A 25,737-nucleotide genomic window follows, 5' to 3' on the forward strand; every position below is an offset into this window, starting at 1 on the left:
CCCTGATCGCGTGACCCTCACCCGCGCCATGCGCCCGGCCGTGGTCTCCCCGCTCGGCGTGAAGCGGACCAGGAGTTCACGCGACCCCTTCCGAGGCCCTGAAGCGTGCGCTCCGGGGCTTCGGGAGGGACCGGATCGCGGCCACGACGCGTCCAGGCGTCACCCGCGCCCCATCCCAGGCCGTCCGAGACCGCCCGAGGCCGCCCGCACGACGTGGAACCGTTCGCCGGCGGAGCACCCGACGCGCGCCGACAGCGCTCCGGAAGCACCCCGACAAGGCGATTCGGCGATCGGCGTCCCCTCCGGAAACGCCGTGTTCAACGGGTCACCGTCACACTTGGTCGCGCATGATCCCATGGTCGCTCGGAAAAGGGGGATCGACGCGCATTAGGCTTGCGCAGGTGACCACCCCTCCAGCACAGGACCGTCTGCACGCTCAGCTCGCCTTCGCCATGGAGATCGACAAGCTCAGACGCATCGTCCGCCGCAACACCCTCATGGACGGGTCGCGGCGCGAGAACGACGCCGAGCACTCGTGGTACGTGGGCATGCTGGCGATGGTCTTGGCCGAGCATGCCCCTCCAGGCACCGACCTGGACAGAGTCGTCGCGATGCTGCTCGTCCACGACATCGTCGAGATCGACGCCGGAGACACGTTCATCTACGACGCCCCCGCCGTCGAGGCCCAGCTCGGCATCGAGCGCAAGGCCGCCGACCGGATCTTCGGACTGCTTCCCGAGGACCAGGCGAAGCGGCTGCGCGCGCTCTGGGACGAGTTCGAAGAGCGCAAGACTCCCGAAGCCCGGTTCGCCAAGGCCCTCGACCGGATCGCGCCGATCATGGCCAACCATCACAACGAAGGCGGCACCTGGTCGCTCTACAAGGTGACAGCCGACCAGGTGCTTGAGAAGGTGAAAATCATCGAGGAGGGATCGGCGACCCTGGGCGCCTACGCCACCGAGATCATTGCTCTCTCCGTCAGCCGGGGGCATTTGGCGCGTGCATAATGCCGTTCCCGGGTAGGTCCCTATGGGCTAAGAAGGGGGCAAATATGAAGGAAACAGTCAAAACAGGACGCCGGACCTTCAGAGATCTGGTGCCTCCGGTCGACCTCACCGACCGCATCGAGCGGTCGACCAGGGCCGACAAGCCGATCCGGATACTGGCCAAAGCCGTGCGACGGCGGATCCGCCCGGGCCGGTTGCGCGACCTGCTGCACGGGGTGCCTCTCGGCAAACCCCTCCATCCACCGCTCGCCAACGCCAGCCTGGGCTTCTGGATGGCGACGGCGGTGCTCGACGTGACCCACTCCGATCCGCGGGCGGCGCGGATGGTGCTCGCCGCCGGGATCGCCGGCGCGATGCCCGCCGCCGCGGCGGGAGTCACCGACTGGTCGGTACTTCACAGAGAGCAGCAGCGGGTCGGGTTCGTACACGCGATCTCCAACCTGGCCGCCCTCGGGCTCTACACCGGCTCGCTGGCGCTCCGGCTCGCCGGGCGCGAACGGGACGGACGGACGTTGTCGTTCGCCGGGCTGGCCGCCGCCGGCATCGGGGGCTACCTCGGCGGCCACCTGGCCTACCGGCAGGCCGCCGGGGCCAACCACGCCGAGTCGGTCACCCACCTGGTCCCGCTGGGCTGGCATGACCTGTGCGATATCACCGACCTTCCCGACGGACGCCCCGTGTCCAGGCGGCTGGGCTACATCGACCTGTTCGTCCTACGGGTCGGCGGCGGGGTCACCGTGCTCGCCGATGGTTGCTCCCACCTGGCCGGGCCCCTTCACCAGGGGAAGCTGGTCTCTGAAGAGGGCACCACCTGCGTGGTGTGCCCGTGGCACGGGAGCACCTTCCGGCTGTCCGACGGAGCCGTCGTCCACGGCCCCGCCACGGCCCCGCAGCCGTCCTTCGAGACCCGGATCCGCCGTGACGGCATCCTTCAGGTCCGTCCCACCCAGGTCTGACCCGCACGTGCCGCCCAGGTCCGGCCCACATGTGACGGCACCCGGGCGGGATGGACGATCTCCATTCCACCCGGGTCCGATCCGCGCGATGAGACCCGACGGGACGGACGGGGTCCATCCCGGCCGTGCCCGGCCGGCGCGCGACGGAACCCGGGCCCGGTGAACGGTCGCCGCCCCACCCGGACGTCGAGCCGGATGGGATGGACGATCAGTCGGGCTTGCCGTCAGCCGGGTGTTCGACCAGGGCGAGGACCCTGCTGGACATGAACCTGGCGGTGCGCACGGCCGTACCCGTTCGGGTGACCTCGCTCACCTCCACCACACCACCGCGGAGATTGGTCACCTCGACCCGGCGGCCGGCTCTGGTTGCGGCGACTTCATAGGTGCGTGAGCTGTCCCCTGCGTCAATGACAATCTCTACCTTGTCACCCTTCATGGGTGCTATATACCCAAAAAACCTGCAGGTTTATCCGTACACCAGTTTGATTATCGCCAGGATTCCGATGAAGACGACGACTGCCCGGAGGACCGGTGCGGGGAGCTTTCTGCCGACTCTCGCGCCGATGAAGGCGCCGATCGTGGTACCCGCCGCGATCAGTGCCACCGCGTGCCAGTCCACCTCGGCGACCATGATGAACAGGGTCGCGGCGGTGGCGTTGACCAGCAGGGTGAGCACGTTCTTGGCGGCGTTGACCCGCTGCAGGTCGCTGTCGAGGAAGGTTCCGAGCAGCCCGATGAGCAGCACTCCCTGGGCCGCGGCGAAGTAGCCGCCGTAGGTCCCGGCGGCGAGGACGCCCAGCCACAGCCACGGCCCGCCGTGCGGATGAGGGTTCTCCCGCCGGCCGTTCATCCACTTGCTGAGCTTGGGCTGGAGCACCACCAGCACGCACGCCAGACCGACCAGGACCGGAACGATCATTTCGAAGGCCTCGGCGGGGAGGAAGAGCAGGAGCACGCCCCCCATGGAGGAGCCCAGAACCGACGCGATCCCCAGCCGGATCAGCCGGGCACGCTGCCCCTTGAGTTCGGCGCGGTAGCCGAGCACCCCGGTCAGCGAGCCGGGCACCAGCCCGATGTTGTTGGAGACGGTGGCGATGACCGGCGGTATTCCCAGGGCGACCAGCGTAGGAAACGTGATCAGCGATCCCGAGCCGACGACCGCGTTGATACCGCCCGCCCCGATTCCGGCCACGAAGATCGCAACCGCGTCCAACGGCGTCATGACGCCTCCCCCTCAAACTTGTCCGGCTCGCGCCCGTGAACGGTGCACGGCACTCACCGGATGCTAGGGGAGGGCCCCGCCTACCCGGAGGCGGGGGTGTCTTTACCTCCGAGCAGGCTCTCCAGGCTTTCCATCACCCTGCCCATGTCAGATGGCATGATCCACACCTTGTTGGCGTCGCCCTTGGCGATCTCGGGGAGCGTCCGCAGGTACTGGTAGGCGAGGAACTCCCGATCCGGCTTGCCCTCGTGGATCGCACGGCAGAGCATGCCGATCGCGTCGGCCTCGCCCTTCGCCCGCACCGCCCTTGCCTCGGCGTCGGCCTGGGCCCTGAGCACCACGGCCTCGGCCTCACCGCGGGCTCTGAGCACCGCGGCGTGCTTCTGACCCTCCGCGGTGAGGATGGCCGCCTGCTTGTGCCCCTCGGCCGCGAGCACCGCCGCCCGCTTGTCGCGTTCGGCGCGCATCTGCTTCTCCATCGACTCCTGGATCGAGGCGGGCACGTCGACCGCCTTGAGCTCGACCCGGTTGACCTGGATGCCCCATTTTCCGGTGGCGTGGTCCAGCGCCCCGCGCAACTCGGTGTTGATCCTCTCGCGGGAGGTCAGCGTGCGTTCGAGATCCATGCCGCCGACCGCGTTACGCAGCGTGGTCACGGTGAGCTGCTCGACGGCGACCAGGAAGTTGGCGACCTCGTAGGTCGCCGCCCGGGGATCGACGACCTGAAAGTACATGACGGCGTCGATGGAAATGACGAGATTGTCCGAGGTGCTCACCGGTTGCGGCGGAAAGGAGACGACCTGCTCGCGCAGATCTATCGTTTTCTTCATCCGGTCGACGAATGGAACCACCAGATTCAGCCCGGGTCTGAGCGCCCGGTGATAACGCCCGAACCGCTCCACGATCCCCGCGGTGGCCTGCGGAACGATACGGACCGACCTCATAAGGGCAAGCCCTGCCATTACCGCGACGACGAGTGCAGCGACCAGCGATTCCATGAGCCACTCCGGACGGTCGAGTCACCTGGGTCTCTCGTACCGGAAGGATATTTGGTTTTACCTTTGACGGCTTTCGAATGTCGCATTGCGTTCTCGGAGAAGGACCTAAAACTCCGATAAGGCCCCTATAATTCCAAGAAAATCCCAGAGTTCAGGGAAAGTCCCAGAACTCCGAGAAAATCCCGGCGAAAACCTTAGAAATGATGCGCCCGTGCGTACCAGCGGCCGTCGCCCCCGCGCTCCAGGCTGAGCGGGACGCTGAAAGTCCGTGACAGGTTCTCGGCGGTCATCACCTGATCGATCGGGCCCTGGGCCACCACCGATCCGTGCCGGAGCAGCAGCGCGTGGGTGAAGCCGCTGGGCACCTCCTCCACGTGGTGGGTGACCAGCACCATCGTCGGCGCCTTCGGATCGTGCGCGAACGTCGCCAGGCGGCGGACCAGATCCTCCCGGCCGCCGAGGTCCAGCCCGGCGGCGGGCTCGTCCAGCAGCAGCAGCTCGGGGTCCGGCATCAGCGCACGGGCGATCTGGACCCGCTTGCGCTCACCCTCCGACAGCGTGTTGAACCGGCGCCGGATCAGATGGGCGCAGCCGAGCTGATCGATGAGCTCGACGGCGCGGGTCACGTCGTTGGAGTCGTACTCCTCCGTCCAGCGGCCGATGATCGCGTAGGAGGCCGTGAGCACCAGGTCGATGACCTTCTCCTCCGGCGGCACCTTCTCGGCCAGCGCCGCGCTCGCAAGTCCGATGCGGGGCCTCAACTCGAAAACGTCACTCTGGCCGAGCCGCTCGCCCAAGATCTCGACAATGCCCTCGGTGGGGAACAGCATCGCCCCCACCACCTGCAGCAACGTCGTCTTGCCCGCGCCGTTGGGACCGATGACGACCCACCGCTCGTCCTCGTGAACGGTCCAGTCGATGTCCCGCAGCAGGGCTGCCCCGTCCCTGCGGACGGTGACGTCCTGTAGCCGAAGCACCTGACCGCCCATCCCTTTACGCCTCCTCATGAATCGCCTGGAACAAAACCTATTGCAGGACAAGCGCATATCGTGGATCGGTGCATCCTGATTCACCGATCTCGGCCACCTTGGTCTGCTGGGGCAACGCCTGGCTCACCGGGCAGGCCGGCCTCGACGAGGCCGTCGACCGCGTGGAGCGGCAGGCCGGCCCCCAGCTCGTCGCCGGAGACTCCGGCGACCTCCCTCTCCGCGGATTCCTCGCCGACCTACGTCTTGAGGGCCTGCGGTCACTGCGACTGGCTCTTCCCGTCGCGGGCGACCCACTCGGGCTCACCGGACCACCCCCCTTCAACTCCGCGGCCATCGAGGCGGGACAGGCTGTGATAGCCGTGCTCGCCGGTAGATGTCTTGGTCTCATCCCCGTGACGGACCGCCGCGGGTCATCGTACGCCGGGGTGCGATGGAGCGTGCTGGAGGCCCGTACCACCGCCCCGGATCTCCCCTCGCTGGCCGAGGCCGAGCGTGAGCTGACCCTCGCGATGAGCGCCGCCACCGACGCCCTGCTCAGCGTGGAGGGCCCGGCTCAGGGCCACCGCCGGGTGAAAATCGTCAGCGACGGCCTGGCCCCCGGCTACCCGGCCCGTGCCCACCGGGTCGCCGCTCTCGCCGCCCGGCTCGACGCGGTGCTCCGCGTCGCCGACGACCGGGGGCTCACCTCGGGTCAGATCGCCGTCCGCGACCACGCCCTGCGCGACCTCGACCGCGCGGTACGGCGTGCGCTGGTGGCCGCCCATCACGCGATCACCGAATTCGTCTAGGTCAGTCCAGGCCGTGTCTCACGGCGTAGAGGGCGGCCTGGGTCCTGTCCTGGACCCCCAGTTTCATCAGCACGTTGGAGACGTGGGTCTTCACCGTCTTCTCCGCCACGGTGAGCTCCCTGGCGATCTCGCGGTTGGACCGCCCGGCGGCGATCAGCGTGAGCACCTCTCGCTCCCGGTCGGTCAGCGGCGTCACGCGCCCGGCCGCCGGCGCCGCGGTACCGGGTCCCGGCAGCCCCGGCGGCTCCGACAGCATCGCCTCGGCGGCCTCGGGCGCCAGCAGGACCTGGCCTCCGTGAACCGCGCGAATGGACTGGACGAGCGCGGCGGGATCGACGTCCTTGTAGAGGAAACCGGCGGCCCCGGCCCGCATCGCCGGAGCCACGTCCTCCCTGTCGCTGACCGAGGTCAGCACCAGCACCCGCGGGAACGGCCCTCGCTCCCCCAGTCTGATCAGCGTGCCGAGACCGTCGAGGACCGGCATCTTCAGATCGAGCAGCAGCACGTCCGGGACGAGGGACTCCACCAGGGCGACCGCCTCGGCGCCGTCCGCGGCCTCTCCCACCACGTCGAGGTCGTCCTGAAGGTCCAGGAAGGTGCGCAGACCCTGCCGGACGACCGGGTGGTCGTCGGCGATCAGCACACGGATCACAGGGGTCACGCGGGCACCTCCATCCTGACCAGTGTCCCGTGGCCGGGCTCCGATCTCACCCGCACGGCCCCGCCCAGCGCCTGAGCCCTGTCTCCCATCGACGCGATGCCCAGCCCTCGCCCCGTGGCGGCCTCCACGTCGAACCCCGCCCCGTCGTCACGAATCTCCAGGACCACGCGCCCGCCCTCGCAGCCCAGCCGTACGCTGACGGTGCCCGCCGCCGAGTGCCGGGAGGCGTTGTGCAGAGCCTCCTGGGCCACCCGGAGGACGGCCACCTCGGTCGTCGGTTCGAGCGCGCACACCGAGCTCTCCTCGAAGGTGAACGAGGCCGGGTGGAGCCGGTCCAGCAGGCGCACGTGCTTGCGGAGCGTCTCGGCCAGGCCGTGCCGGTCGAGCTCGGCCGGGCGGAGCTCGACGATCACCGCGCGGAGCTCGGCCAGGGCCTCCCCCGCCAGCCGTTCGACCCGATCGAGCTCCCGCAGCGCCCGGTCGGGGTCGCGAACCACCAGCGAGGCCGCGGCCTGGGCGGTGAGCCGGAGCGAGAACAGCTTCTGGGTCACCGCGTCGTGCAGTTCCCTGGCCATCCGGGTGCGCTCCTCCACCAGCGCCAGCTCCCGGCCGCGCTCGTAGAGGCGGGCGTTGGTGAGCGCGATCGCGGCGTGCGCGGCGAACATGGTGAGCAGTCGCTGGTCGGCCTCGGTGAAGCCCCCCGGGCTCCGCTTGTTGGACAGGAAGATGATCCCGAGCACCTGGTCGCCGTCGAGGATCGGCACCCCGATGAAATCCTTGAGAACCGGATGAGCTCGCGGCCAGTACTCGAACCGGGGATCCCTGCGGATGTCGGGCAGCCTGACCGGTGCGCCCTCGCGCAGCATCGCGCCCAGCATGCCGTGCTGGCGGGGCGTGGGCCCGATGGCGTCCCACTCCTCGTCGGAGATGCCCTCGGCGACGAACTCAGCGAACGCCCCCTCGTCGTCGGGCACGCCGAGCGCGGCGTAGCGGGCGTCCAGCAGCTGCTGGGCCGACCGCACGATGACCTGGAGCACCTCCCTGACCGACAGGTGCCTGGTCACGGCGAGCACGGCGGAACTCACCGCGTGCAGGACCGCCTCCCGGTCTTCGTTCATGAAAAAACTCTAGGCCCCCGTGCTCGCGAGCGCGTTCGGCCGTAGGTCCTAGGTCCATGAGCCCAGGGACGGCCCGGTCCTGAGCCCGATGTGCCGGGGGCGCGCGATTCCTACCGTCGAGACATGACCCGTCAAGACACGACGAAGACCGCACTCATCACCGGAGCCTCCCGCGGCCTCGGCCTGGCGCTCGCCCGTTCCCTGGCCGCCGACGGCTGGCGGCTCATCCTCACCGCGCGGGGCGCGGACGCCCTCAAGCCCGTCGCGGACGAGCTCGGCGCCCTCGCCCTCGTCGGGGACGTCGCCGATCCGGGCCACCGGGACCGGCTGGCGCACGCCGTACACGATCAGGGTGGGCTGGACCTGCTCGTCAACAACGCGTCCGGGTTGGGCGCGGTCCCGCTGCCGCCCCTGTCCCGCTATCCGATCGACACCCTCGAAGACCTGTTCAGGTCCAACGTGCTGGCCCCGCTGGCGCTGATCCAGACGACCCTGCGGGGGCTCAGGGAGCGGCGCGGGGCGATCGTCAACATCTCCTCCGACGCGGCGGTGGAGTCCTACGAGGGCTGGGGCGGGTACGGCGCGACCAAGGCCGCCCTGGAGCGGCTCTCCGGCGTGCTGGCCGCCGAGGAGCCCGACGTCCTGGTCTGGTGGGTGGACCCGGGCGAGATGAGCACGGCCATGCTCGCCGACGCGGTCGGCGCGGAGGAGGCCGCGGCGGCCCCGGGCCCGGAAGCGGTCGTCCCCACCCTGCGACGGCTGATCGCGGAGCGCCCGGTCAGCGGGCGGGTGAGACACACGTGAACGAACGACGCGAACGGGCCGATGATCGGGGCGGCATGCGGATCAGAGTGGCGAAGGAGGAATCGTGAGCACATCGACGGACGCCATGGCCTCGGGCTTCACACTCCCGTACGACCTGGAGGCGCACGAGCCGCCCGAGGCCCGGGGGCTGACCCGTGACGGGGTGCGGCTGCTGGTCTCGCGGAGTGGCGCCGGCCGGACGCGCGGGGACGTGGGAGGAGTCCTCGAAGGCGCCGGGGAGATCGGTCATCACGCGTTCACCGACCTGCCCGGCCTGCTGGAATCCGGTGACCTGCTGGTCGTCAACAACTCCGCCACGCTCCCCGCCGCGGTCCGGACCGACCGGCTCGCGGTGCACTTCTCCACCGAGCGGGAGGACGGAACCTGGCTGATCGAACTCCGCCTCAGGACGGAGCGGCGAGGCTCGGAGGCGGCCGGTGAGCCCTACTCCGGCGGTGTCGGCGGGGAGTGGCTGCCGCTGCCCGGCGGGGCCACGCTGCGGCTGCTGGGGCGGGAGACGCCACGCCTGTGGCGGGCCAGGCTCGACCGTGACGTCCCCGCCTACCTCCACCGGTACGGCGTGCCGATCCGCTACTCCTACGTGGACAGGGACTGGCCGCTGGCCGCCTACCAGACCGTGTTCGGGGTGCGCCTGGGAAGCGCGGAGATGCCCAGCGCGGGGCGGCCGTTCACCACCGAACTGGTGACCGCGCTGGTGTCGCGCGGGATCGGCGTCGCGCCGATCACCCTGCACACGGGGGTGGCCTCGCCGGAAAAGGACGAGCCGCCCTACCCGGAGTGGTGTGAGGTGCCCGAGACCACCGCCCGGCAGGTGGAGCTCGCGCGCGAGTCGGGCGGCCGGGTGATCGCGGTGGGCACGACCGTGGTGCGGGCGCTGGAGACGGCCGCGCTGGCGGACGGCCGGGTCCGGGCCGTACGCGGCTGGACCTCCCACATCGTGACGCCCTCGACCGGGGTGAGGGCGGTGAACGGCCTGATCACCGGCCTGCACGAGCCGCGCTCCAGCCACCTGCTGATGCTGTCGGCGATCGCCGGTGGCGAGTTGCTCTCCCGCTCCTACGCGGAGGCGCTCGGGGAGGGGTATCTCTGGCACGAGTTCGGCGACGTCCACCTGCTCCTGGGCTAGCGCGGGACGCGCTCCGCTCTCACGTCTCACGCCGAAGCCGGGCCGGGGCACCGGTCACCCCACCGGAGGCATGCCGATCACCGGACCGTCCCGGAACACATGCGTCCGGGGCGGGATCCCGCGAACCCGCTGCCGGTACTGGCACAGCAGTCCCGGCCAGTCGGTCTGGATGATGTCGGCGCCGTGCGCCATGAGCCGTCCCCATCCGTCGGCCGGGTCTCCGAAGACGGAGGTGCGGTCGTCACGGCCCGCGAAGAGCGGGACTCCGTCGGGCAGGTTGATGGCGTTGAGCAGGCAGGCCAGTCCGGCCGCGTGCGCCTCGGCGACGACGTCATGCCCTGTCAGGTCGTCGTCCTCGTGCCCGGCGATGAGCTCCACCCCGACGAGGTTGATGTCCGGGTCGCCGAGCACCGCGCCGATCTCGCGGCGCGATCGCACGATCGGGATGTACGGATACTTGACCGGATGCCGGCGCAGCCTGTCGAGCCAGACCTCCTCGACGGGGCTCTTGAAGACCAGCTGACCGGCCATGTCGAAACGGTCGGCGAAGGGCAGCAGGTCGTCCCAGTACCACCACGAGCGGTCCACGTTCAGGAGCGCCTCACCGGGAAGCCGCTCAAGCACCGCGTCCAACCCGGTCACCGTGGCGTCGTATCGGACCCGCCGGTACCGCAGGGCGCGTATCTCCCCGGTCGTCAGCTTGCGGAGGTCGATGTCGCGCTCGAACGCCTGCCGCTCCATGCCGTCGTGAAAGAGAAAGAAGTCGCCGTCCGCCGACTCGACGACGTCGATCTCCACCATGTCGGCGCCCTGCCGCAGAGCGGCCTCGACGGCCTGCCAGGTGTTCTCCGGCACGTCGCCGAGGCCCGTGCCCCGGTGGACGGCCACCAGCGGCCTCCGCTCGACGAGCCGGGCGTTCAACAGGGCGTTGACGTCCTGGTACTGCGCCTGTCCGAACATGATTCCTACCGTCAGCCGATGGGTGTGCCGTCGATGAGCGGGCGAGCCCGGATCCCGGCGGTCGCCGTCTCCTCCCGTGTACGGGCCCCCGGCCACCGCCGCCGCGCCCGTACACGAACCACATGGTCAGAGTGGAGATGACCATGAGCGGCACGGCGTAAACGAACGTGGACGCCGTGGCGTCACCGTTTCCCTCGCCTTCCCCCGCCTTCCCTCGCATTCCCTCGCCTTCCCTCGCCGGCCGCGGTGCTCTGGACGGCGAGGCCGAGCGGCCGGCGCGCGAGGAGCAGGGCGGTGTCGTGGCCGGCGAGCAGGCCGCCGGCGTTCGATCGTCCGATGCCGTGACCGCCGCGGCCGCCGGCGGGGCTGGGTGGCTGAGGGGCTGGGGACGGAACGACGCCGGCGACCGGCGACCGGCCGGGCGAGGTGCCGATCGTGCGCGCCCACCGTGAAGCCCGCCTCCCGGCAAGAGTGCGGACAACCCCATATGCGCGGGGAACCGTTCCCCGTCATGATTTCCCCATGAACGGTTCCGGGCCCCGCGCGGCCCATGGCTGAGCTCAGGGTCGTCCTGGCCGAGGACCACTACCTGGTGCGTGAGGGCACCCGCCGGCTCCTGCAGGCCTCGGGAGAGATCGAGGTGGTGGCGGCCGTCGGCACCGCCGACGAGCTGCTCGACGCCGCCCGGCGGCTCCGGCCCGACGTGGTGGTGACCGACATCCGGATGCCCGGCTCGGCCGAGCTCGTACGGCCGGGCATGGAGGGCATCGACGCCGCCCACCGGATCCGGGCCTCCTCACGCGACATCGGGGTCGTGGTGCTCTCCCAGTTCTCCGACGCGCTGTTCGCCCTGGATCTGTTCAGGGACGGCACCGAGGGCAGGGCCTACCTGCTCAAGGACCGGGTCGGCGACATCGACGAGTTGCTCGGCGCCATCAGGTCGGTGGCCGCAGGCGGGTCGGTGATCGACCCCAAGGTGGTGGAGGGCCTGCTGGCCAAGCGAGGGGTGCGTGACAATCCCCCGCCCGCCGATCTGACGCCCAGGGAGCTGGACGTGCTCAGGGAGATGGCGCACGGCCTGTCCAACGGGGGCATCGCCCGTGCCCTGCACTTGTCGATCTCCGCGATCGAGAAGCACGTGAACTCGATCTTCATGAAGCTCGCCCTGGAGAACAGCCCTGACACCCACCGCCGGGTGGCCGCGGTCATCGCCTACCTGGAGTCGACCTAGGAGCGTCTCCGGTCGCCGGCGGGGCGACACGTCGTCCCGCGTTCCCACCCGCGCTCCAAGGGGCCCTCACAGGAGTCACAGGACCACCGGCCGCGGTCCAGGGTCACACGGGCCCCGGCCACGGCTCCCGGCCGTCACAGAGCGCCCCACCACCGGCCACGGCTCCGGGCCACGACAGGCCACCGGCCGCGGCTCCAGGCCCCCTGAGGGGACGGTGAGCCGCGGCTCTAGGCCGCCACGGGGACCGCGTGCCGGGCAGGGGCCAGGATCACCGACGCGACCGAGGACTCGGCCTTCCACGCCAGGACCCGGCGATTCGCCGCGGTCACCGGAGGAAGCATGGTCACCTCCACGACCAGCCGGCGGAAGGCGACCACCCTCCGGATCGAGGCCAGAAGCGTGTCGTCGCCGACGAAGGTGGACCCGGTGGCGAGGGTGCCGTCGGTGTCCACGTAGCGCAGCGCGACCGGGCGGACCGGAGCCTCGGCGTCCAGCGCCGCCTGGAACACGGCGGGCTTGAAGGCGCCCATCTCACGGCCGCACCAGGTGGTGCCCTCGGGGAAGGCCATCACCGGGTGACCTTCCCCGAGGGCTCCGGCCATCTCACCGACCGCCTCGGGCAGCGCCGACAGCCGGTCCCTGTCGAGGAACAGGGCGCCCGACCCGGCCGCCAGCATGCCGATCATCGGCCATTCCCGGACCTCCCGCTTCGCGAGCAGGCGGCACGGCAGCGCGGCCGCCATGACGAGCGGGTCCAGCCAGGACACGTGGTTGGCCACGATCAGCGGAGCCGCTCCCGACCTGGCCACGACCGACGGGGCCGTGGCCAGGGTGGGGACGGAGCCGCGCGAGGAGGCCGACCCGGCCAGGAACGTGAAGCCCTGCCGCACCTCGATCCGGACGCCGAGGGCCCGCAGCAGCAGCCGGGACCAGGCGCTTGTCATCCGGATCCGCTCCGCCGTACCGAACGCGCGGGCGGCGAGCGTGAGCACCGTCCCGGCCAGGATCATCATCACGGCGGCCGTCAGCCGCAGGGTCCTGCGCGGCCAGGCGGCCCTCGCCTCGGAGGGAACGAGACAGGTGGCGGGCATGCACGGCGCCACCGGCAGCCAGGGGTTCACGCCTGCTCTCCCAGGAAGTGACGCAGGTAGCGGGGGTCGGCGTTGGCCATCGAGAGCAGCACGAAGAAGTCGGCCGTGCCGAAGGCGGTGTCGTGGGCGGGCGGGCCGCAGACCCACGCGCCCAATCGGACGTAGCCGCGTAGCAAGGGGGGCAGCACGGTCCGGGCTCCGCCCGGGCCACCGAGCCAGGGAAGGCGGGGGGTGACGCGGTACTCCTGCGGGGAGAGCGGCACCCGCTGCATGATCCCGGCGGCGGCGGACACCGGGACCGAGCAGCACCCGGCCAGCCAGCCGTACCCCCCGGCGACCATGTAACGCGCGATGCCCGCCCACATGAGCCCGAGCACCGCCCCGCCCCGATGATCGGCGTGCACGCAGGCCCTGCCCGCCTCGACCATGCCCGGCCGGATCCCGGCCAGCGCGCTGAGATCAAATTCGGAGTCGGAGTAGAGCCGGTCGGCCCGGCGGGGGGTGAGCAGCCGGTAGGTGCCGACGACCTCGCCCGTGTCGCCGCGCCGTACCAGCAGATGGTCACAGTAGGCGTCGAGCGGATCGACGTCCAGACCTGTGATGGGGCTGTCCAGCCGAGCACCCATCTCCTCGGCGAAGACCTGGTGGCGCAGGCGCTGGGCCTCGCGCATCTCGACAGCGGTACTGGCCAGCCCGACGGTGTAGCGAGCGACTCGTGGCTCTGCGGGAAGGGTCGTCATAAGTTCATGAAGACACCCATAAGTGACGCCGGACCTGAGGTGTCCGCGAACTTCAGGCGTCCGGATGATGAACCACATTCACGATCGAATCCAGAGCCAAGTAGCGTAGAGAACGATGAACCAGCGCACACTTCTGATCACGTTGACCGGCCCCGATCGACCGGGCGTCACCTCGCGGATCTTCTCGGTCCTGTCGGGCTTCCCCGTCGTCGTCGCCGATGTCGAGCAGGTCGTCATCCGTGGTCGGCTCACCCTCGGAATCCTCGTCTCCTACGCCGGCGAGGCCCCCACCGGGACCGGTGGCACCCTCGGCGCGCTCTGGACCGCCGTCGAGCGGGCCGCCGAGGACCTCGGCCTGCAGGTGGAGCTGTCCACGGGCTCCGACCCCAAGGAGAGGCGGCGACGCGGGCGGCTTCACATCACCGTGCTCGGCGCCCCCCTCCAGCCCGCCGCGATGGCGGGCATCGCGGGGCGGATCGCCGCGGCGGGCGCCAACATCGACCGGATCGAACGGTTGTCCAACTATCCGGTGACCTGCATCGAGCTGGCCGTCTCCGGAGCCGATCCTGACACGCTGCGGGCGGAGCTGGCCGCCGAGGCGCACACGCAGCAGGTCGACGTGGCCGTGCAGCGGACCGGCCTGCACCGCAGGGCCAAACGGCTGATCGTGATGGACGTGGACTCCACGCTCATCCAGGGCGAGGTGATCGAACTGCTGGCGGCGCACGCCGGCTGCCTGGAGGAGGTCGCCAGGGTCACCGAGGAGGCGATGCGCGGCGAGCTCGACTTCGCCGAGTCGCTGCGCCGTCGGGTCGCGCTGCTGGAGGGCCTCAGCGAGGAGGTCTTCGAGAAGGTCCGCGAGGAGGTCGTGCTCACCCCCGGCGCCCGTACGCTGGTGCGGACGCTCAAGCGGCTCGACTACCGGTTCGCGATCGTCAGCGGCGGGTTCACGCAGCTCACCGACGCCCTCGTCAAGGACCTCGGGATCGACTACTCGGCGGCCAACACCCTGGAGGTCGTGGACGGCAAGCTCACGGGCCGGGTCACCGGCGAGATCGTGGACAGGGCGGGGAAGGCCCGGGCGCTGAAGCGCTTCGCCGAGGAGGCTGCGATCCCGATCAGCCAGACCGTGGCGATCGGCGACGGCGCCAACGACCTGGACATGATCGCGGCGGCCGGTCTGGGCATCGCGTTCAACGCCAAGCCGGTGGTCCGCCGGGCCGCCGACACCGCGGTGAACGTGCCCTACCTCGACTCGATCCTCTACCTGCTCGGCATCCCGAGGGCCGAGGTCGAGGACGCCGACGCCGAAGACGGCGTCACCCTCACGGGGCACTGAACTCACGGGGCACTGAACTCACGGGGCACCGAGCTCACAAAACGCTGAACTCACGAGGCGATGAGCTCACGGGACGCCAAGCTCACGGGACGCCGGGCGAGACGGCCCCGGACGAGACTCACCCTCACGGGGCGCCGGGCGAGACGGCCCCAGACGTGGCTCACCGTCGCGGAGCGCTGAGCGAGGCCAGCCGGACGGCTTCGGCGCTCAGTCCCCGCAGGGGCGACTGAGCGGCCGCGGCATGCCTGATCCCCTCGTGTACCCCGGTCATCCGGTCGGCGGCCCCCTCGGCCCCCTCGGCCCGCTCGTCCATGCGGCGCGCGGCCAGCCCGTCCACGTACGCGCCGAGTTCGTTGAGGATCCCGTCCAGATCATCGGGTGGCTCCTCGGGCCGCTCCGTCCTGACCGCCTCGGCGACCCTCTCCAACCGGTCGGCGACCATGTCCAGAATCGTCACAGTGGGCCCCGCCTTCTCCCCCGGCGGTGGCACCGCGAGCAGCGCGAGCACGTTGTCACGCAGCCGCTGGGCCGCCGTCACCGCGTCCCTGAGCCGCTGCGGCGCGCTGCCCCCGGGCTCCTTGTCCAGTCGGTCCAGGGATTCGGCGAGCCGCTCCTCGGCGTCGGCCGCCGAGGCGACCTCGGCGCGCACCCCGCCGGAATCCTGGTCGACCAGCGACCGCACCAGCGCGGCGTGCTTCTCGATCATGTCCGCGATCCTGCCGGTCAGCTGGGCCCGATTCTCCCTGGGCCACAGCAGCCGGGCGAAGAGCAGCGCCAGCGCCCCACCCGCGATCGTGAGTGCCACCCTGGCCACCGCGGCGCTCCAGTCGAGCGGCAGGGAGAAGTCGGACAGCATCAACGACAGCGGCGTGGAGAACATCGCCCAGTAGCCGTAACAGGAGCCGCGGAACGCGAACCCCAGCGCCGCGCAGATCCCGATGAACAGGATCAGGGGCGGGAGTCCCGGTGCGATCGCGAGCACCAGGGCCGCGCCCATCGCGCCCACCGCCGTGCCCAGCACCCGCAGCAGCACCCGGTCCACCGTGTCGCGATAGGCCGGACGCAGGCTGACGACCACGGTCACCACGAACCACTTGGCGTAGTGCTCATGAACCAGCACCATCAACCCCATGGCCACGATCGTCGCCAGCCCCCTCCGGACGGGGTCGTGACCGGGTGCGAACACCGGCCTTCCGGGCAGTCCGAACCTCGGCAGCCGCAGCCTGACGTCGAGCCCCTCCGCCGTCTGCTGCGCCACCGACCGCACGGCCATCCCGGTACGGTCCACGCCGCGGCGGATCTGCCCCAGCAGCACGGCCCCGGTCAGCGGCGTACCGCCCGTGTCGACGGCCTCGAGGATCTCCTCGGTCCGGTCGGCGAAACGCCTCGCGGCGGCCAGCGCCTCGGGCACCGAGGCCGAGCTTCCGGACGTCACCGCCTCCCGCAGCGCGAGGGCCAGCGCCTCGACCGCCTCCTCCAGCTCCTCGGTCCAGCTCGCCCCGATTCCCGCCTGTACGGCCGCCGCCCGCAGCACACGCAGCGCGATGGTCTCGTGGAGGATGCGGGTCAGCGTGACCAGCAACCGCTCCGGTGATCGGTTGTCCTCGTCCGAGACCCGGTAGAGGGACAACGCCCGGGCCGCGGCCTTCTGCGCGGTGAGGGCGTTGCGCTGCAGCAACTCCCGGCTCTCCTCCGAAAGCGAGGCGCGGCCCTCGGAGGCCAGGAGGTCGGCGACGGCCGTGCCGGCACTCCGCATCGCCCTGTTGAGCGGCTGAAGACGGCGCACCGGCCAGACCACCACGACCAGGAGCGTGACCAGCAGGCCACCGGCCGCAGTGATCGCCATGTGGAACGGCGGACTCAGAGCGGACGGGGCGAAGTAGGCGAGGACCACGGCGAGCATCGCGGGTATGCCGAGCACACTCCAGTAGGTGCCGGCCGCGACGACCAGACCGACCACGACGACGGCCGGCCAGGGATGGAACTGGATCAGCCCGCCGAGGCCGACGCCGAGGGTGACCACCGCCGTGGCCAGGAGCAGCTTGCGGGCGCGCGCGCCGTACGGCAGGCCGGGGGCGTCGCCGAAGACGGCGAGATAGCCGCCCAGCGCCATCGCGGCGCCCTCATGGATGCGGCCGGACAGAACGCCGACCAGCAGCGGGAGGCAGATGCCCAGCGCGCAGATCAGGCCGTATCCCCATGCGGGACGTCCGGAGATCACGAAGTCACAGCGCAGCGCCTCGACGATCCTCCGCATGTCACCCCCGATCTCAGCGACGGGAGGTCGTACCCTTCCTAGCCCTCCTGACCTTCTTGCCCTGATATCGGATGTTCAGTGGTCTCCCGGGCTCCAGCGGATGACACCGCGTCCCGTGTCGAGCCCGGCCCACTCGTCGTCGATCTCGATGACGGCGAACGCTCCGGGGCGGAAGCCGGGGTCTCCGTCCCAGCCGGTGAGCTCCCGGACCAGGTCGTGAACTCCCGGGTTGTGGCCGATCAGCATCAGCGTGCGCGTCTCGGGGTCGCTTCGCCGGATCAGGGTGAGCAACTCTTCGAAATAGGCCTCGTAGATGACCGGCTCGAACAGGATGTCCGCACTGGAAGGGGTGAAATCGCCTTCGAAACCGGAAAGGGCCAGCGCGGCGGTCCGCCTGGTCCGCACCGACGGCGAGCAGAGCACCAGGTCCGGCCGGAGATCCATTCCGGTGAGCGCCTCACCGACCCGGCGGGCGTCGAGCTCCCCGCGTTCGGTGAGAGGGCGCTCCCTGTCGGGGAGGCCGGAACCATGAGCCGCCTGCGCGTGCCTCAGGACGATGAGCGTGCGCGTCGTCACCCCGCCGCCCAGATGGCGGCACCCACGATCACCGCGAACATCACGGCCATCGCCAGCAGGATGAGGAGAAGTGTCTTGCCACCGGAGGGTTGCTGTTCCATGGGCTCAGTTTCCCACCGGGGTCGGCCGGATACTCGGAAGGGGTGCACGCCGGGCGTGCACCCCTTCCGTCACGCCTCGCTCAGCTGGAGATCTGCTCCGGCTCGCGATCCATCTGGCTCTCCTCGGTCGGGGCGATGCTCGCCGAACGACGCTTGGAGATGATCACCGCGGCGACGATGACGCCGACCGCGATCACGGTGGCGCCGATCCGCAGCGCCACGTTGTCGGCATAGGTCACCACGGCGGGAGCGATCAGCAGCGCCACCAGGTTCATCACCTTGAGCAGCGGGTTGATCGCCGGACCCGCGGTGTCCTTGAACGGGTCACCGACGGTGTCACCGATGATGGTCGCCTCGTGGGCCGGCGAACCCTTGCCTCCGTGGTGACCATCCTCGACCAGCTTCTTGGCGTTGTCCCAGGCACCGCCGGAGTTGGCCAGGAACACCGCCATCAGCGTGCCGCAGGCGATGGCGCCGGCGAGGAACGCGCCGAGCGGCGCGTAGCCGAGGGCGAAACCGACGGCGATCGGGGTCAGTACGGCGAGCAGACCTGGCGTGGCCAGCTCCCGCAGCGAGTCGCGGGTGCAGATGTCCACGACCCTGCCGTAGTCGGGCAGTTCCGTACCGGCCATGATCCCCGGCTTGGTGCGGAACTGCTCGCGCACCTCGAAGACCACCCGCCCGGCCGCACGGCCGACCGCCATGATCGCCAGACCGGAGAACATGAACACCACCGCGGCGCCGATGATCAGGCCGACGAGCACGTTCGGGGAGTCGACGCTCAGGTTGAACGACGCGAACGAGCCCAGCGTCTCCTTCACGCTCGCGCTCGCGATGGTCAGCTGGGTCTCGACCGCCGTGCGGAACGCGCCGAACAGCGCGGTCGCGGCGAGCACGGCCGTCGCGATCGCGATGCCCTTGGTGATGGCCTTCGTGGTGTTGCCCACCGCGTCCAGCGACGTGAGCACCTGCGCGCCCTCGCCCTGGACGTCGCCGGACATCTCGGCGATGCCCTGGGCGTTGTCGGAGACCGGGCCGAAGGTGTCCATCGACACGATCACGCCGACCGTGGTCAGCAGGCCGGTGCCCGCCAGGGCCACGGCGAACAGGGCGATGGTGACGTTGCCGAACCCGAGCAGGAAGGCTCCGTAGACCGCGGCACCGATGATCAGCGCCGAGTAGACCGCCGACTCCAGGCCGACGCTGATGCCGGACAGGATGACCGTGGCGGGACCGGTGCGGGAGCTCTCCCCGATGTCCTTCACCGGACGACGGTTCGTCTCGGTGAAGTAGCCGGTGAGGATCTGGATGGCGCTCGCCAGCACCAGGCCGATGAGCACCGCGCCGATCGCCACCAGGCGCGGGTCGGAGGTGATCGCGGCGACCTGCGGGCTCACACCGGTCAGCCCGGCGAAGGTGCTCGGCAGGTAGACGAAGGCCGCGACGGCGACGAGGATCGCCGAGATGGCCGCGGAGATGAAGAAGCCACGGTTGATCGCGGCCATCGCGTTGCGGTCACCCTTGCGCGGGGCGGTGACGAAGATGCCGATGATCGCGGTCAGCACACCGATCATCGGAACGATCAGCGGGAAGACCAGACCCTCGACGCCGAAGGCGACCTTACCCAGGATGAGGCTGGCGACGAGCATGACCGCGTAGGACTCGAACAGGTCGGCGGCCATACCCGCACAGTCGCCGACGTTGTCGCCCACGTTGTCGGCGATGGTGGCGGCGTTGCGCGGGTCGTCCTCCGGGATGCCCTGCTCGACCTTGCCGACCAGGTCGGCGCCGACGTCGGCGGCCTTGGTGAAGATGCCGCCGCCGACTCGCATGAACATGGCGAGCAGGGCGGCGCCGAAGCCGAAGCCCTCCAGCACGGCCGGGGCGTCGCCTCCGTAGACGAGCACCACGATGGCCGCGCCGAGCAGGCCCAGACCAACAGTGATCATGCCGGCCACGCCACCGGTGCGGAAGGCGATCCGCATGGCGACCTTCTCGCCGGCACTACGGGCGGCCGCGGCGACCCGGACGTTTCCGCGGACCGCGAGCCACATGCCGATGAAGCCGGTCAGTGCGGAGAACAGCGCGCCGACCACGAAGAAAATCGATCGGCCTATCGCCACGCCGGTCGACTCGGCGGGGAGAAGATAGAGCAGGAAAGGAATCAGTACGACGAACAACGCGAGCGTCCGGAACTGCCGCGTAAGATACGCGGAAGCTCCTTCTTGAACGGCTCGCGCGATGTTCTGCATACGCTCGGTGCCCTGGTCGGCGGCGAGCACTTCCCGCACCAGGGCGCCTGCGACGCCGAGTGCGAGCAGGGCCACGACGGCGACCACGATCACGATGTTGAAATGGGAACCGCTCAGGGATACCGCTGGCTCTTCGACAGCGGCGAGGTGGAGCACAGACATCCGACTCTCCTTGGCAAGACGGGAACCACGTCCTGCCCGGAGTGCGTTGCAATGGGTGTAGGCGGGCGAAGCGACGCACATCCGGGGTGGTTCGCAGTGCCGCTTCCAGTTGCGTCCGCAGACGCCCACCGGATTCGGCCCGTAATGGGCCGCTCCGAAGGACAAACCTTGGCCGGTGCCGGGAGTCTACGCAGCAGTGACGCGGATATAAAGCCTCTCCTGGCGGCCAATTGACAACGCGTCCGCCAAGCTCTCATCGACCGACCTGCTTATAAGGGCATTTACGCCGCTACACCAGGGCCTGCAACCCAGTTTCACGACTATTTCGGTCTACATATATCCAAATTATGTTTTATCCGAAATTTGGATTACACAGACGAAACAGCCGGGCGCGTCCACAGGTGGACACGCCCGGCTGCCGAAGTCGTCCGCCCCGGAGACAGACCATGGAGTGGCCGTCGACCGGGGACAGCAGTGGTGGCTCGTCAGACCAGCTCGTCAGATCGGCTTGCCAGACCGGAGACAGGCCGCCCGTCTCAAGCCGGAGACAGGCCGTTGGTCGCCGCGGGCCAGCTCATGCGAATACGCATGCCCTTCTGGCTCGGGTAGACCTGAACGTCGTCGGCCAGCCCCGCGATGACCGCGATGCCGAATCCGGACATCAGGGTGTCAGGGAGCTGCCCGAGCGGATCGTCGAACCGTAACAGCTCGCGATCCTGCTCCAGCTCGTCGCTTGGAGCGGAGTCGGTGACTGTCACCTCGAACCGCCCCAAATCATCACGTAGCTCGATACGGATCGGCTCTCCCGGACAGTGGAGACGGTGTGCCTCCACGGCCCGTGAGCATGCCTCACCGACAGCGAGCCGTACCTCGTCCAGCAGCGACTCCTCGACACCGGTGCGCCTGGCGATCGCCGTGGCGACCAGGCGTGCCGTGCGCACATGTGCCGGGAGAGCGCTGAACGTCAGCTCGACGGTAGCCACGACTACTTGTCTCGACCGTGGGCTTCCTTGGCCTCGTCGACCGAGGCGTAGATCCCGAAGACCTTGGTGAGGCCGGTGATCCGGAAAATCTTCAAGATGCGCTCCTGGGTGCAGACCAGCTCCAGTGAGCCATCGTGCGCCCGAACTCGCTTGAGCCCGCCGACCAGGACACCAAGGCCCGTGGAGTCAAGGAAGTCGACCTTCTCCATGTTGACGAGCAGGTGGAAATTCCCCTTGTTGACCAGGTCGATCAGGAGCTCACGCAATCTGGGCGCAGTGTAGACATCGATCTCACCCTCGACCTCAACGATGGTGAGACGGTCCTCGGAATGGTGGTCCAACTTCAGATCCACAGATCCTCCAGCGCCTTGCCTGCGAAAGTACCGATTCGGGCGTGTCTCCTGGGACCGAGTGACCCCCGGACAACAAGCCCCGACGCGCGGCATTCAACCATGCGTACGCTCAGTGTCTATACGAAATCACGATTCCCGGCGACTCTGCCCAGAGATGTGAGACTGGAAACCAGTGACTCCGCCCTCATCCTCTTCCCTTCGAGCGGGCACCGCTCTCACCTACCTGCTCGACGTTCCCGCACGTCGTGAGCGTGTAACGCACGTGGAGCACGTTCCCGCACGTCAGGCGGGCGAGACCCGATGGCCGGACTGGGTCGACGAGCGACTGGTTACGCGCTGGGCGAACCGCGGTATTTCCGGCCTGTGGCCACATCAGGCAGAGGCGGCCGAACTGGCCCACGACGGTCTAAACGTGATCATCGCCACAGGAACCGCGTCGGGCAAATCCCTCTCCTACTTGGTCCCCGCCCTCTCGGCGGTGCTCGACGGCGGCACGATCCTCTACCTGTCGCCCACCAAGGCGCTGGCCGCCGACCAACTCCGCTCGCTGGGCGAGCTCGACGTGCCCGAACTTCGCGCGGCCACCTTCGACGGGGACACGTCCTTCGAGGAACGGGCCTGGATCCGCAGGCACGCCAACTACGTCCTGACCAACCCGGACATGCTCCACCGCACCCTGTTGCCCCGCCACACCCAGTGGTCGGCCTTCTGGCGGCGGCTACGGATGATCGTCGTGGACGAGTGCCACGGCTACCGAGGCGTGTTCGGCTCCCACGTGGCGCAGATCCTGCGCCGCCTGCGCCGGATCTGCGCCCGGTACGGCTCCCGCCCGACCTTCCTGCTCTCCTCGGCCACGGCCAGCGAGCCCGGGACTTTCGCGATGCGCCTGACAGGCCTTCAGATGGCCGAGGTGACCACGGACGCCTCTCCCCGAGGTGCTACCACCTTCGCCCTGTGGGAGCCACCCCTGACCGATCTGCGGGGCGAGGGCGGCGCACCCCTCCGCCGTCCCGCCACCTCCGAGAGCGCCGACCTCCTCAGCGACCTCGTCTCCGCCGACGTCCGCACCCTGGCCTTCGTCCGCTCCCGCCGCGCCGCCGAGTCCGTGGCCCTCACCACCCGGGCCAGGCTCCAGGACCTCGTCGTCGACGTGGGCGCGCCGGCGGAACTGCCCGGCAAGGTGGCGGCCTACCGGGCCGGATACCTGGCGGAGGACCGCCGGAAACTGGAGAAGGCCCTGCGGTCGGGAGACCTGCTCGGGCTGGCGACGACCAACGCGCTGGAGCTCGGCGTCGACGTGTCCGGGCTGGACGCCGTGCTCATCGCGGGCTGGCCGGGAACCCGGGCGTCACTCTGGCAACAGGCCGGGCGGGCGGGACGAGACGGGCAGGACGCCCTGGCGGTGCTGATCGCCAGGGACGACCCCCTGGACACCTACCTGGTCCACCACCCCGAGGCCCTGTTCGGCCGGCCCGTCGAGGCGATCGTTCTCGATCCCGACAATCCCTACGTGCTGGGCCCCCATCTGTGCGCGGCCGCCTCCGAGATTCCCCTCACCCCCGACGACCTGGAGATCTTCGGTCCGGCCACCAAGGAGGTGCTCTCGGGCCTGGTCGAGGACGGCCTGCTCAGAGAACGCGCCACGGGCTGGTTCTGGACCAGCAGGGAGCGGGCCACCGACCTCGCCGACATCCGGGGAGCCGGCGGCGCCCCCATCCAGGTCGTCGAGATGTCCACCGGACGGCTGCTCGGCACCGTGGACGAACCCTCCGCCCACATGTCCGTCCACACCGGCGCGGTCTATGTGCATCAGGGAGAGACCTTCCTGGTGGCCGAGCTCGACCTGGAGGCGGGAGTCGCCCTGCTCGAAGCCGGGACGCCCGAGTACACGACCTTCGCGAGGGATGTCACCGACATCTCGGTGATCGAATCCCTTCGTTCACACCCGCTCGGCCCCGGAGAGCTTCACTTCGGCTCGGTGGAGGTCACCAGCCAGGTGGTCTCCTATCTCAAGCGCCGCGCCCAGAGCGGCGAACTCCTCGGTGACGAGCCTCTCGACCTGCCTCCGCGTACGTTGCGAACCCGCGCGGTCTGGTGGACGCTTCCCGCCTCAGCGATCACCCCCCTGGCCGAGGACGGCCTGGACCTCGGCGGAGCCGCGCACGCGGCCGAACACGCCTCCATCGGCTTGCTACCGCTGTTCGCTACCTGCGACCGCTGGGACATCGGCGGTGTCTCCACCGAACTTCACCCGGACACCGGGCTGCTCACCGTTTTCGTCTACGACGGTCACGAAGGCGGCGCGGGCTTCGCCGAACGCGGTTACTCCCGTGCCCTCGACTGGCTCACCGCCACTCGCGAGGCCATCGCCTCGTGCGAGTGCGAGCGCGGCTGCCCCTCCTGCATCCAGTCGCCCAAGTGCGGCAACGGCAACGAACCCCTGGACAAGGCCGGGGCCCTCCGCCTCCTCGCCGTCCTGCTCTCCATCGATCCATGTGAGGTGTGATCGAAGGTCGGTGCGCTCGAAGGGCGGCGCGCTCGAAGGGCGGCGCGCTCGCATTTTCGGTCAGCTGAAAATCCGTGATGACAAAGCCCTGTATTACCTTCACGGACCGTGGCTGGAATCCCACGCCTACGGACCGTGGCCGGCATCCCACATCCACAGGCTGTGACTGAAACCCCACCTCCACGGACCGTGACTGGAACCCCACCTCCACGGACCGTGACTGGAATCCCGCATCGCTCCTCACCCGGCCGGGGCCCATGTCGGCCTCGGCCTCGCTCCCGAAAGGACTCATCGTTTCCAGCCGTGCCTTCTTCTCAACCGGCCAGATCGGAGATGTGGACAGGCCCGGCGCGCGCGTCGGCCATGACCGTCACACCGCCCGCCAGGGGTAACAAAAACCGCACGGCCACCTGGATGGCGGCGATGCCCCCGCCGTCGATGGAACAGCGTGTGATCTTCGCTCCGTTGCCCACGGCAAGCGTGGAAGCCTCCGCGCAGCCGCGGTTCGGATCGGCGAAGGCCAGCCGCGCGGCGGCGAGCGCGCTCAGATCGGCGGCGCTCTGCGCTCGGTGGCGCGCCACCCTGGCCATACCGGCGAAGGCGACCGCCGTCGCCACCACAAAGATCAACGTCATGAGCCCGACCATCCAGATCGTGGCCGAACCCCGCTCTCTCTCCGCCCTGTCTCCGGCCGCCCTGTCTCCGGCCCACATCCGCTCCGGCCTGTTCTCCATTCGCACCCCTCCGCTCTCCGTTACGGCGTCGATCCCTGACCCGGAACAGGCGACAGCCCTCACTCCCCGGCTCGAAGCCGAAACAGCCATTACTCCCGGTTTCGAGCCGGGGGCAGCCGTCACTCCCGGTCCGGTGTCGAAGACAACTGCCCCCTGACTTCGGCCAGGGAGCAGCCGTCACTCCTGGTCCGGTGTCGAAGACGAGCGCCCCTGATTTCGAGCCGGGGGTAGCCGTCCCTCCCAGTCCGCCGTCACAGACGAGCGCCACCCCTGACTTCGAATAGAAAGCAGCCGTCGCTCCCGGTCCGGTGTCGAAGACGAGCGCCACCTCTGACTTCGACCCGGAAACAGCCGTCGCCCCCCGGCTCGGAGCCTGGAGGGATCACTCCCCGTTGGGTTCGGCGGCGGACATCACGCCGGGTTCGGTGGCGGACATCGCGGCCGCGCGAACAGTGACGCTCGGAAGCGAGGCGCCCCAGCGAGGTCTGACGCTTACGGACACCTCCACCCGGGCGATCTCCGCACTCCTGGTCACCACAACTCGCGCACCTGCCGGAGCGACGGCGAGAACGCCGCCCCGGACCCGCTCCAGCGCTTCACCGCGTGAGGCGGCCCGAGCGCCCGCCCGGGCCGCGTCCACACATTCGAGCTGCGCCTCGACCGCCGCCACGGCCCACAGCCCGGCTGCCAGCACCACCATGAGGGCGGGCAGCACCGCGGCGGTCTCCACGGTCACCGATCCTCTCGATCGGCGAGAGGAAG

At 69.7% G+C, this 25,737-nt stretch carries 24 protein-coding genes; 8 read left to right on the forward strand and 16 right to left on the reverse strand.

The window, feature by feature from the left end:
* Window positions 1-452: 452 nt before the first annotated feature.
* Both J2853_RS32075 and J2853_RS32080 read left to right on the forward strand, forming a co-directional pair.
* Window positions 453-1,007, forward strand: a complete 555-nt coding sequence (locus J2853_RS32075) for an HD domain-containing protein (RefSeq protein WP_307568898.1) — start codon at window positions 453-455, stop codon at window positions 1,005-1,007.
* Window positions 1,008-1,051: 44 nt separating this feature from the next.
* The gene (locus tag J2853_RS32080) at window positions 1,052-1,963 is read left to right on the forward strand and encodes a Rieske (2Fe-2S) protein (protein ID WP_307564448.1); all 912 of its coding nucleotides are present in this window, start codon (window positions 1,052-1,054) and stop codon (window positions 1,961-1,963) included.
* 208 nt (window positions 1,964-2,171) lie between these two features.
* On the opposite strand, the gene J2853_RS32085 is transcribed toward J2853_RS32080, so the two are convergent.
* From J2853_RS32085 to J2853_RS32100, 4 genes are all read right to left on the reverse strand, one after another.
* Window positions 2,172-2,399, reverse strand: a complete 228-nt coding sequence (locus J2853_RS32085; protein WP_307564449.1) for a DUF8836 family protein — start codon at window positions 2,397-2,399, stop codon at window positions 2,172-2,174.
* Between the two features lie 30 nt (window positions 2,400-2,429).
* A complete protein-coding gene (locus J2853_RS32090) occupies window positions 2,430-3,185 on the reverse strand; it encodes a sulfite exporter TauE/SafE family protein (protein WP_307564450.1) in 756 nt (251 codons plus the stop codon).
* An 80-nt stretch (window positions 3,186-3,265) separates the two neighbouring features.
* Complete coding sequence (locus J2853_RS32095) at window positions 3,266-4,183, reverse strand: SPFH domain-containing protein (protein WP_307564451.1); 918 nt, start codon at window positions 4,181-4,183, stop codon at window positions 3,266-3,268.
* Window positions 4,184-4,377: 194 nt separating this feature from the next.
* Window positions 4,378-5,172 (reverse strand): ABC transporter ATP-binding protein, encoded by a 795-nt coding sequence (locus tag J2853_RS32100; protein ID WP_307564452.1) that lies wholly within the window; start codon window positions 5,170-5,172, stop codon window positions 4,378-4,380.
* 68 nt (window positions 5,173-5,240) lie between these two features.
* Between J2853_RS32100 and J2853_RS32105 the strand changes: the two genes are divergently transcribed.
* Complete coding sequence (locus tag J2853_RS32105) at window positions 5,241-5,960, forward strand: Rv1486c family protein (RefSeq protein ID WP_307564453.1); 720 nt, start codon at window positions 5,241-5,243, stop codon at window positions 5,958-5,960.
* Window position 5,961: 1 nt separating this feature from the next.
* On the opposite strand, the gene J2853_RS32110 is transcribed toward J2853_RS32105, so the two are convergent.
* Window positions 5,962-6,612, reverse strand: coding sequence for a response regulator (locus tag J2853_RS32110; protein ID WP_307568899.1), 651 nt, complete (start codon window positions 6,610-6,612; stop codon window positions 5,962-5,964).
* 5 nt (window positions 6,613-6,617) lie between these two features.
* Window positions 6,618-7,739: a GAF domain-containing sensor histidine kinase gene (locus tag J2853_RS32115; RefSeq protein ID WP_307564454.1), complete on the reverse strand. Its 1,122-nt coding sequence runs from the start codon at window positions 7,737-7,739 to the stop codon at window positions 6,618-6,620.
* A gap of 123 nt (window positions 7,740-7,862) precedes the next feature.
* Between J2853_RS32115 and J2853_RS32120 the strand changes: the two genes are divergently transcribed.
* Together J2853_RS32120 and J2853_RS32125 are read left to right on the forward strand one after the other, a co-directional pair.
* Entirely contained in the window at window positions 7,863-8,543 is a 681-nt protein-coding gene (locus J2853_RS32120) for an SDR family NAD(P)-dependent oxidoreductase (RefSeq protein ID WP_307564455.1), read from the forward strand.
* A 64-nt stretch (window positions 8,544-8,607) separates the two neighbouring features.
* On the forward strand, window positions 8,608-9,690 hold the full coding sequence (locus J2853_RS32125) for an S-adenosylmethionine:tRNA ribosyltransferase-isomerase (RefSeq protein ID WP_307564456.1): 1,083 nt from the start codon (window positions 8,608-8,610) through the stop codon (window positions 9,688-9,690).
* A 54-nt stretch (window positions 9,691-9,744) separates the two neighbouring features.
* Here J2853_RS32125 and J2853_RS32130 read toward each other — a convergent pair whose 3' ends face one another.
* The gene (locus J2853_RS32130; protein WP_307564457.1) at window positions 9,745-10,650 is read right to left on the reverse strand and encodes a glycerophosphodiester phosphodiesterase family protein; all 906 of its coding nucleotides are present in this window, start codon (window positions 10,648-10,650) and stop codon (window positions 9,745-9,747) included.
* A gap of 550 nt (window positions 10,651-11,200) precedes the next feature.
* Between J2853_RS32130 and J2853_RS32135 the strand changes: the two genes are divergently transcribed.
* Window positions 11,201-11,881, forward strand: a complete 681-nt coding sequence (locus J2853_RS32135; protein ID WP_307564458.1) for a response regulator transcription factor — start codon at window positions 11,201-11,203, stop codon at window positions 11,879-11,881.
* 227 nt (window positions 11,882-12,108) lie between these two features.
* Here the strand turns inward: J2853_RS32135 and J2853_RS32140 are convergent, their stop codons facing one another.
* On the reverse strand, window positions 12,109-13,002 hold the full coding sequence (locus tag J2853_RS32140) for a lysophospholipid acyltransferase family protein (protein ID WP_307564459.1): 894 nt from the start codon (window positions 13,000-13,002) through the stop codon (window positions 12,109-12,111).
* On the reverse strand, window positions 12,999-13,712 hold the full coding sequence (locus tag J2853_RS32145; RefSeq protein WP_307564460.1) for a GNAT family N-acetyltransferase: 714 nt from the start codon (window positions 13,710-13,712) through the stop codon (window positions 12,999-13,001). The genes J2853_RS32140 and J2853_RS32145 overlap by 4 nt, the downstream gene beginning before the upstream one ends.
* A gap of 115 nt (window positions 13,713-13,827) precedes the next feature.
* Between J2853_RS32145 and serB the strand changes: the two genes are divergently transcribed.
* Window positions 13,828-15,051: a phosphoserine phosphatase SerB gene (gene serB / locus J2853_RS32150; protein ID WP_307564461.1), complete on the forward strand. Its 1,224-nt coding sequence runs from the start codon at window positions 13,828-13,830 to the stop codon at window positions 15,049-15,051.
* 160 nt (window positions 15,052-15,211) lie between these two features.
* On the opposite strand, the gene J2853_RS32155 is transcribed toward serB, so the two are convergent.
* From J2853_RS32155 to J2853_RS32175, 5 genes are all read right to left on the reverse strand, one after another.
* Window positions 15,212-17,308 carry an FUSC family protein gene (locus J2853_RS32155; protein ID WP_307564462.1) on the reverse strand — a complete coding sequence of 699 codons (2,097 nt, stop codon included), beginning with the start codon at window positions 17,306-17,308 and terminating at the stop codon, window positions 15,212-15,214.
* A 75-nt stretch (window positions 17,309-17,383) separates the two neighbouring features.
* Complete coding sequence (locus J2853_RS32160) at window positions 17,384-17,884, reverse strand: SixA phosphatase family protein (RefSeq protein WP_307564463.1); 501 nt, start codon at window positions 17,882-17,884, stop codon at window positions 17,384-17,386.
* 181 nt (window positions 17,885-18,065) lie between these two features.
* A complete protein-coding gene (locus J2853_RS32165; protein WP_307564464.1) occupies window positions 18,066-20,399 on the reverse strand; it encodes a sodium-translocating pyrophosphatase in 2,334 nt (777 codons plus the stop codon).
* 536 nt (window positions 20,400-20,935) lie between these two features.
* Entirely contained in the window at window positions 20,936-21,382 is a 447-nt protein-coding gene (locus J2853_RS32170; protein ID WP_307564465.1) for an ATP-binding protein, read from the reverse strand.
* Between the two features lie 2 nt (window positions 21,383-21,384).
* Window positions 21,385-21,735 carry an STAS domain-containing protein gene (locus tag J2853_RS32175; RefSeq protein WP_030916965.1) on the reverse strand — a complete coding sequence of 117 codons (351 nt, stop codon included), beginning with the start codon at window positions 21,733-21,735 and terminating at the stop codon, window positions 21,385-21,387.
* 262 nt (window positions 21,736-21,997) lie between these two features.
* On the opposite strand from J2853_RS32175, the gene J2853_RS32180 reads away from it, so the two are divergent.
* Window positions 21,998-24,241: a DEAD/DEAH box helicase gene (locus tag J2853_RS32180; protein WP_370879546.1), complete on the forward strand. Its 2,244-nt coding sequence runs from the start codon at window positions 21,998-22,000 to the stop codon at window positions 24,239-24,241.
* Between the two features lie 314 nt (window positions 24,242-24,555).
* On the opposite strand, the gene J2853_RS32185 is transcribed toward J2853_RS32180, so the two are convergent.
* Together J2853_RS32185 and J2853_RS32190 are read right to left on the reverse strand one after the other, a co-directional pair.
* On the reverse strand, window positions 24,556-24,975 hold the full coding sequence (locus J2853_RS32185; RefSeq protein ID WP_307564466.1) for an Rv3654c family TadE-like protein: 420 nt from the start codon (window positions 24,973-24,975) through the stop codon (window positions 24,556-24,558).
* Window positions 24,976-25,357: 382 nt separating this feature from the next.
* Complete coding sequence (locus tag J2853_RS32190; RefSeq protein WP_307564467.1) at window positions 25,358-25,711, reverse strand: TadE family type IV pilus minor pilin; 354 nt, start codon at window positions 25,709-25,711, stop codon at window positions 25,358-25,360.
* Window positions 25,712-25,737: the final 26 nt, after the last annotated feature.

The sequence above is a fragment of the Streptosporangium lutulentum genome (assembly GCF_030811455.1).
GTDB classification, from domain to species: domain Bacteria; phylum Actinomycetota; class Actinomycetes; order Streptosporangiales; family Streptosporangiaceae; genus Streptosporangium; species Streptosporangium lutulentum.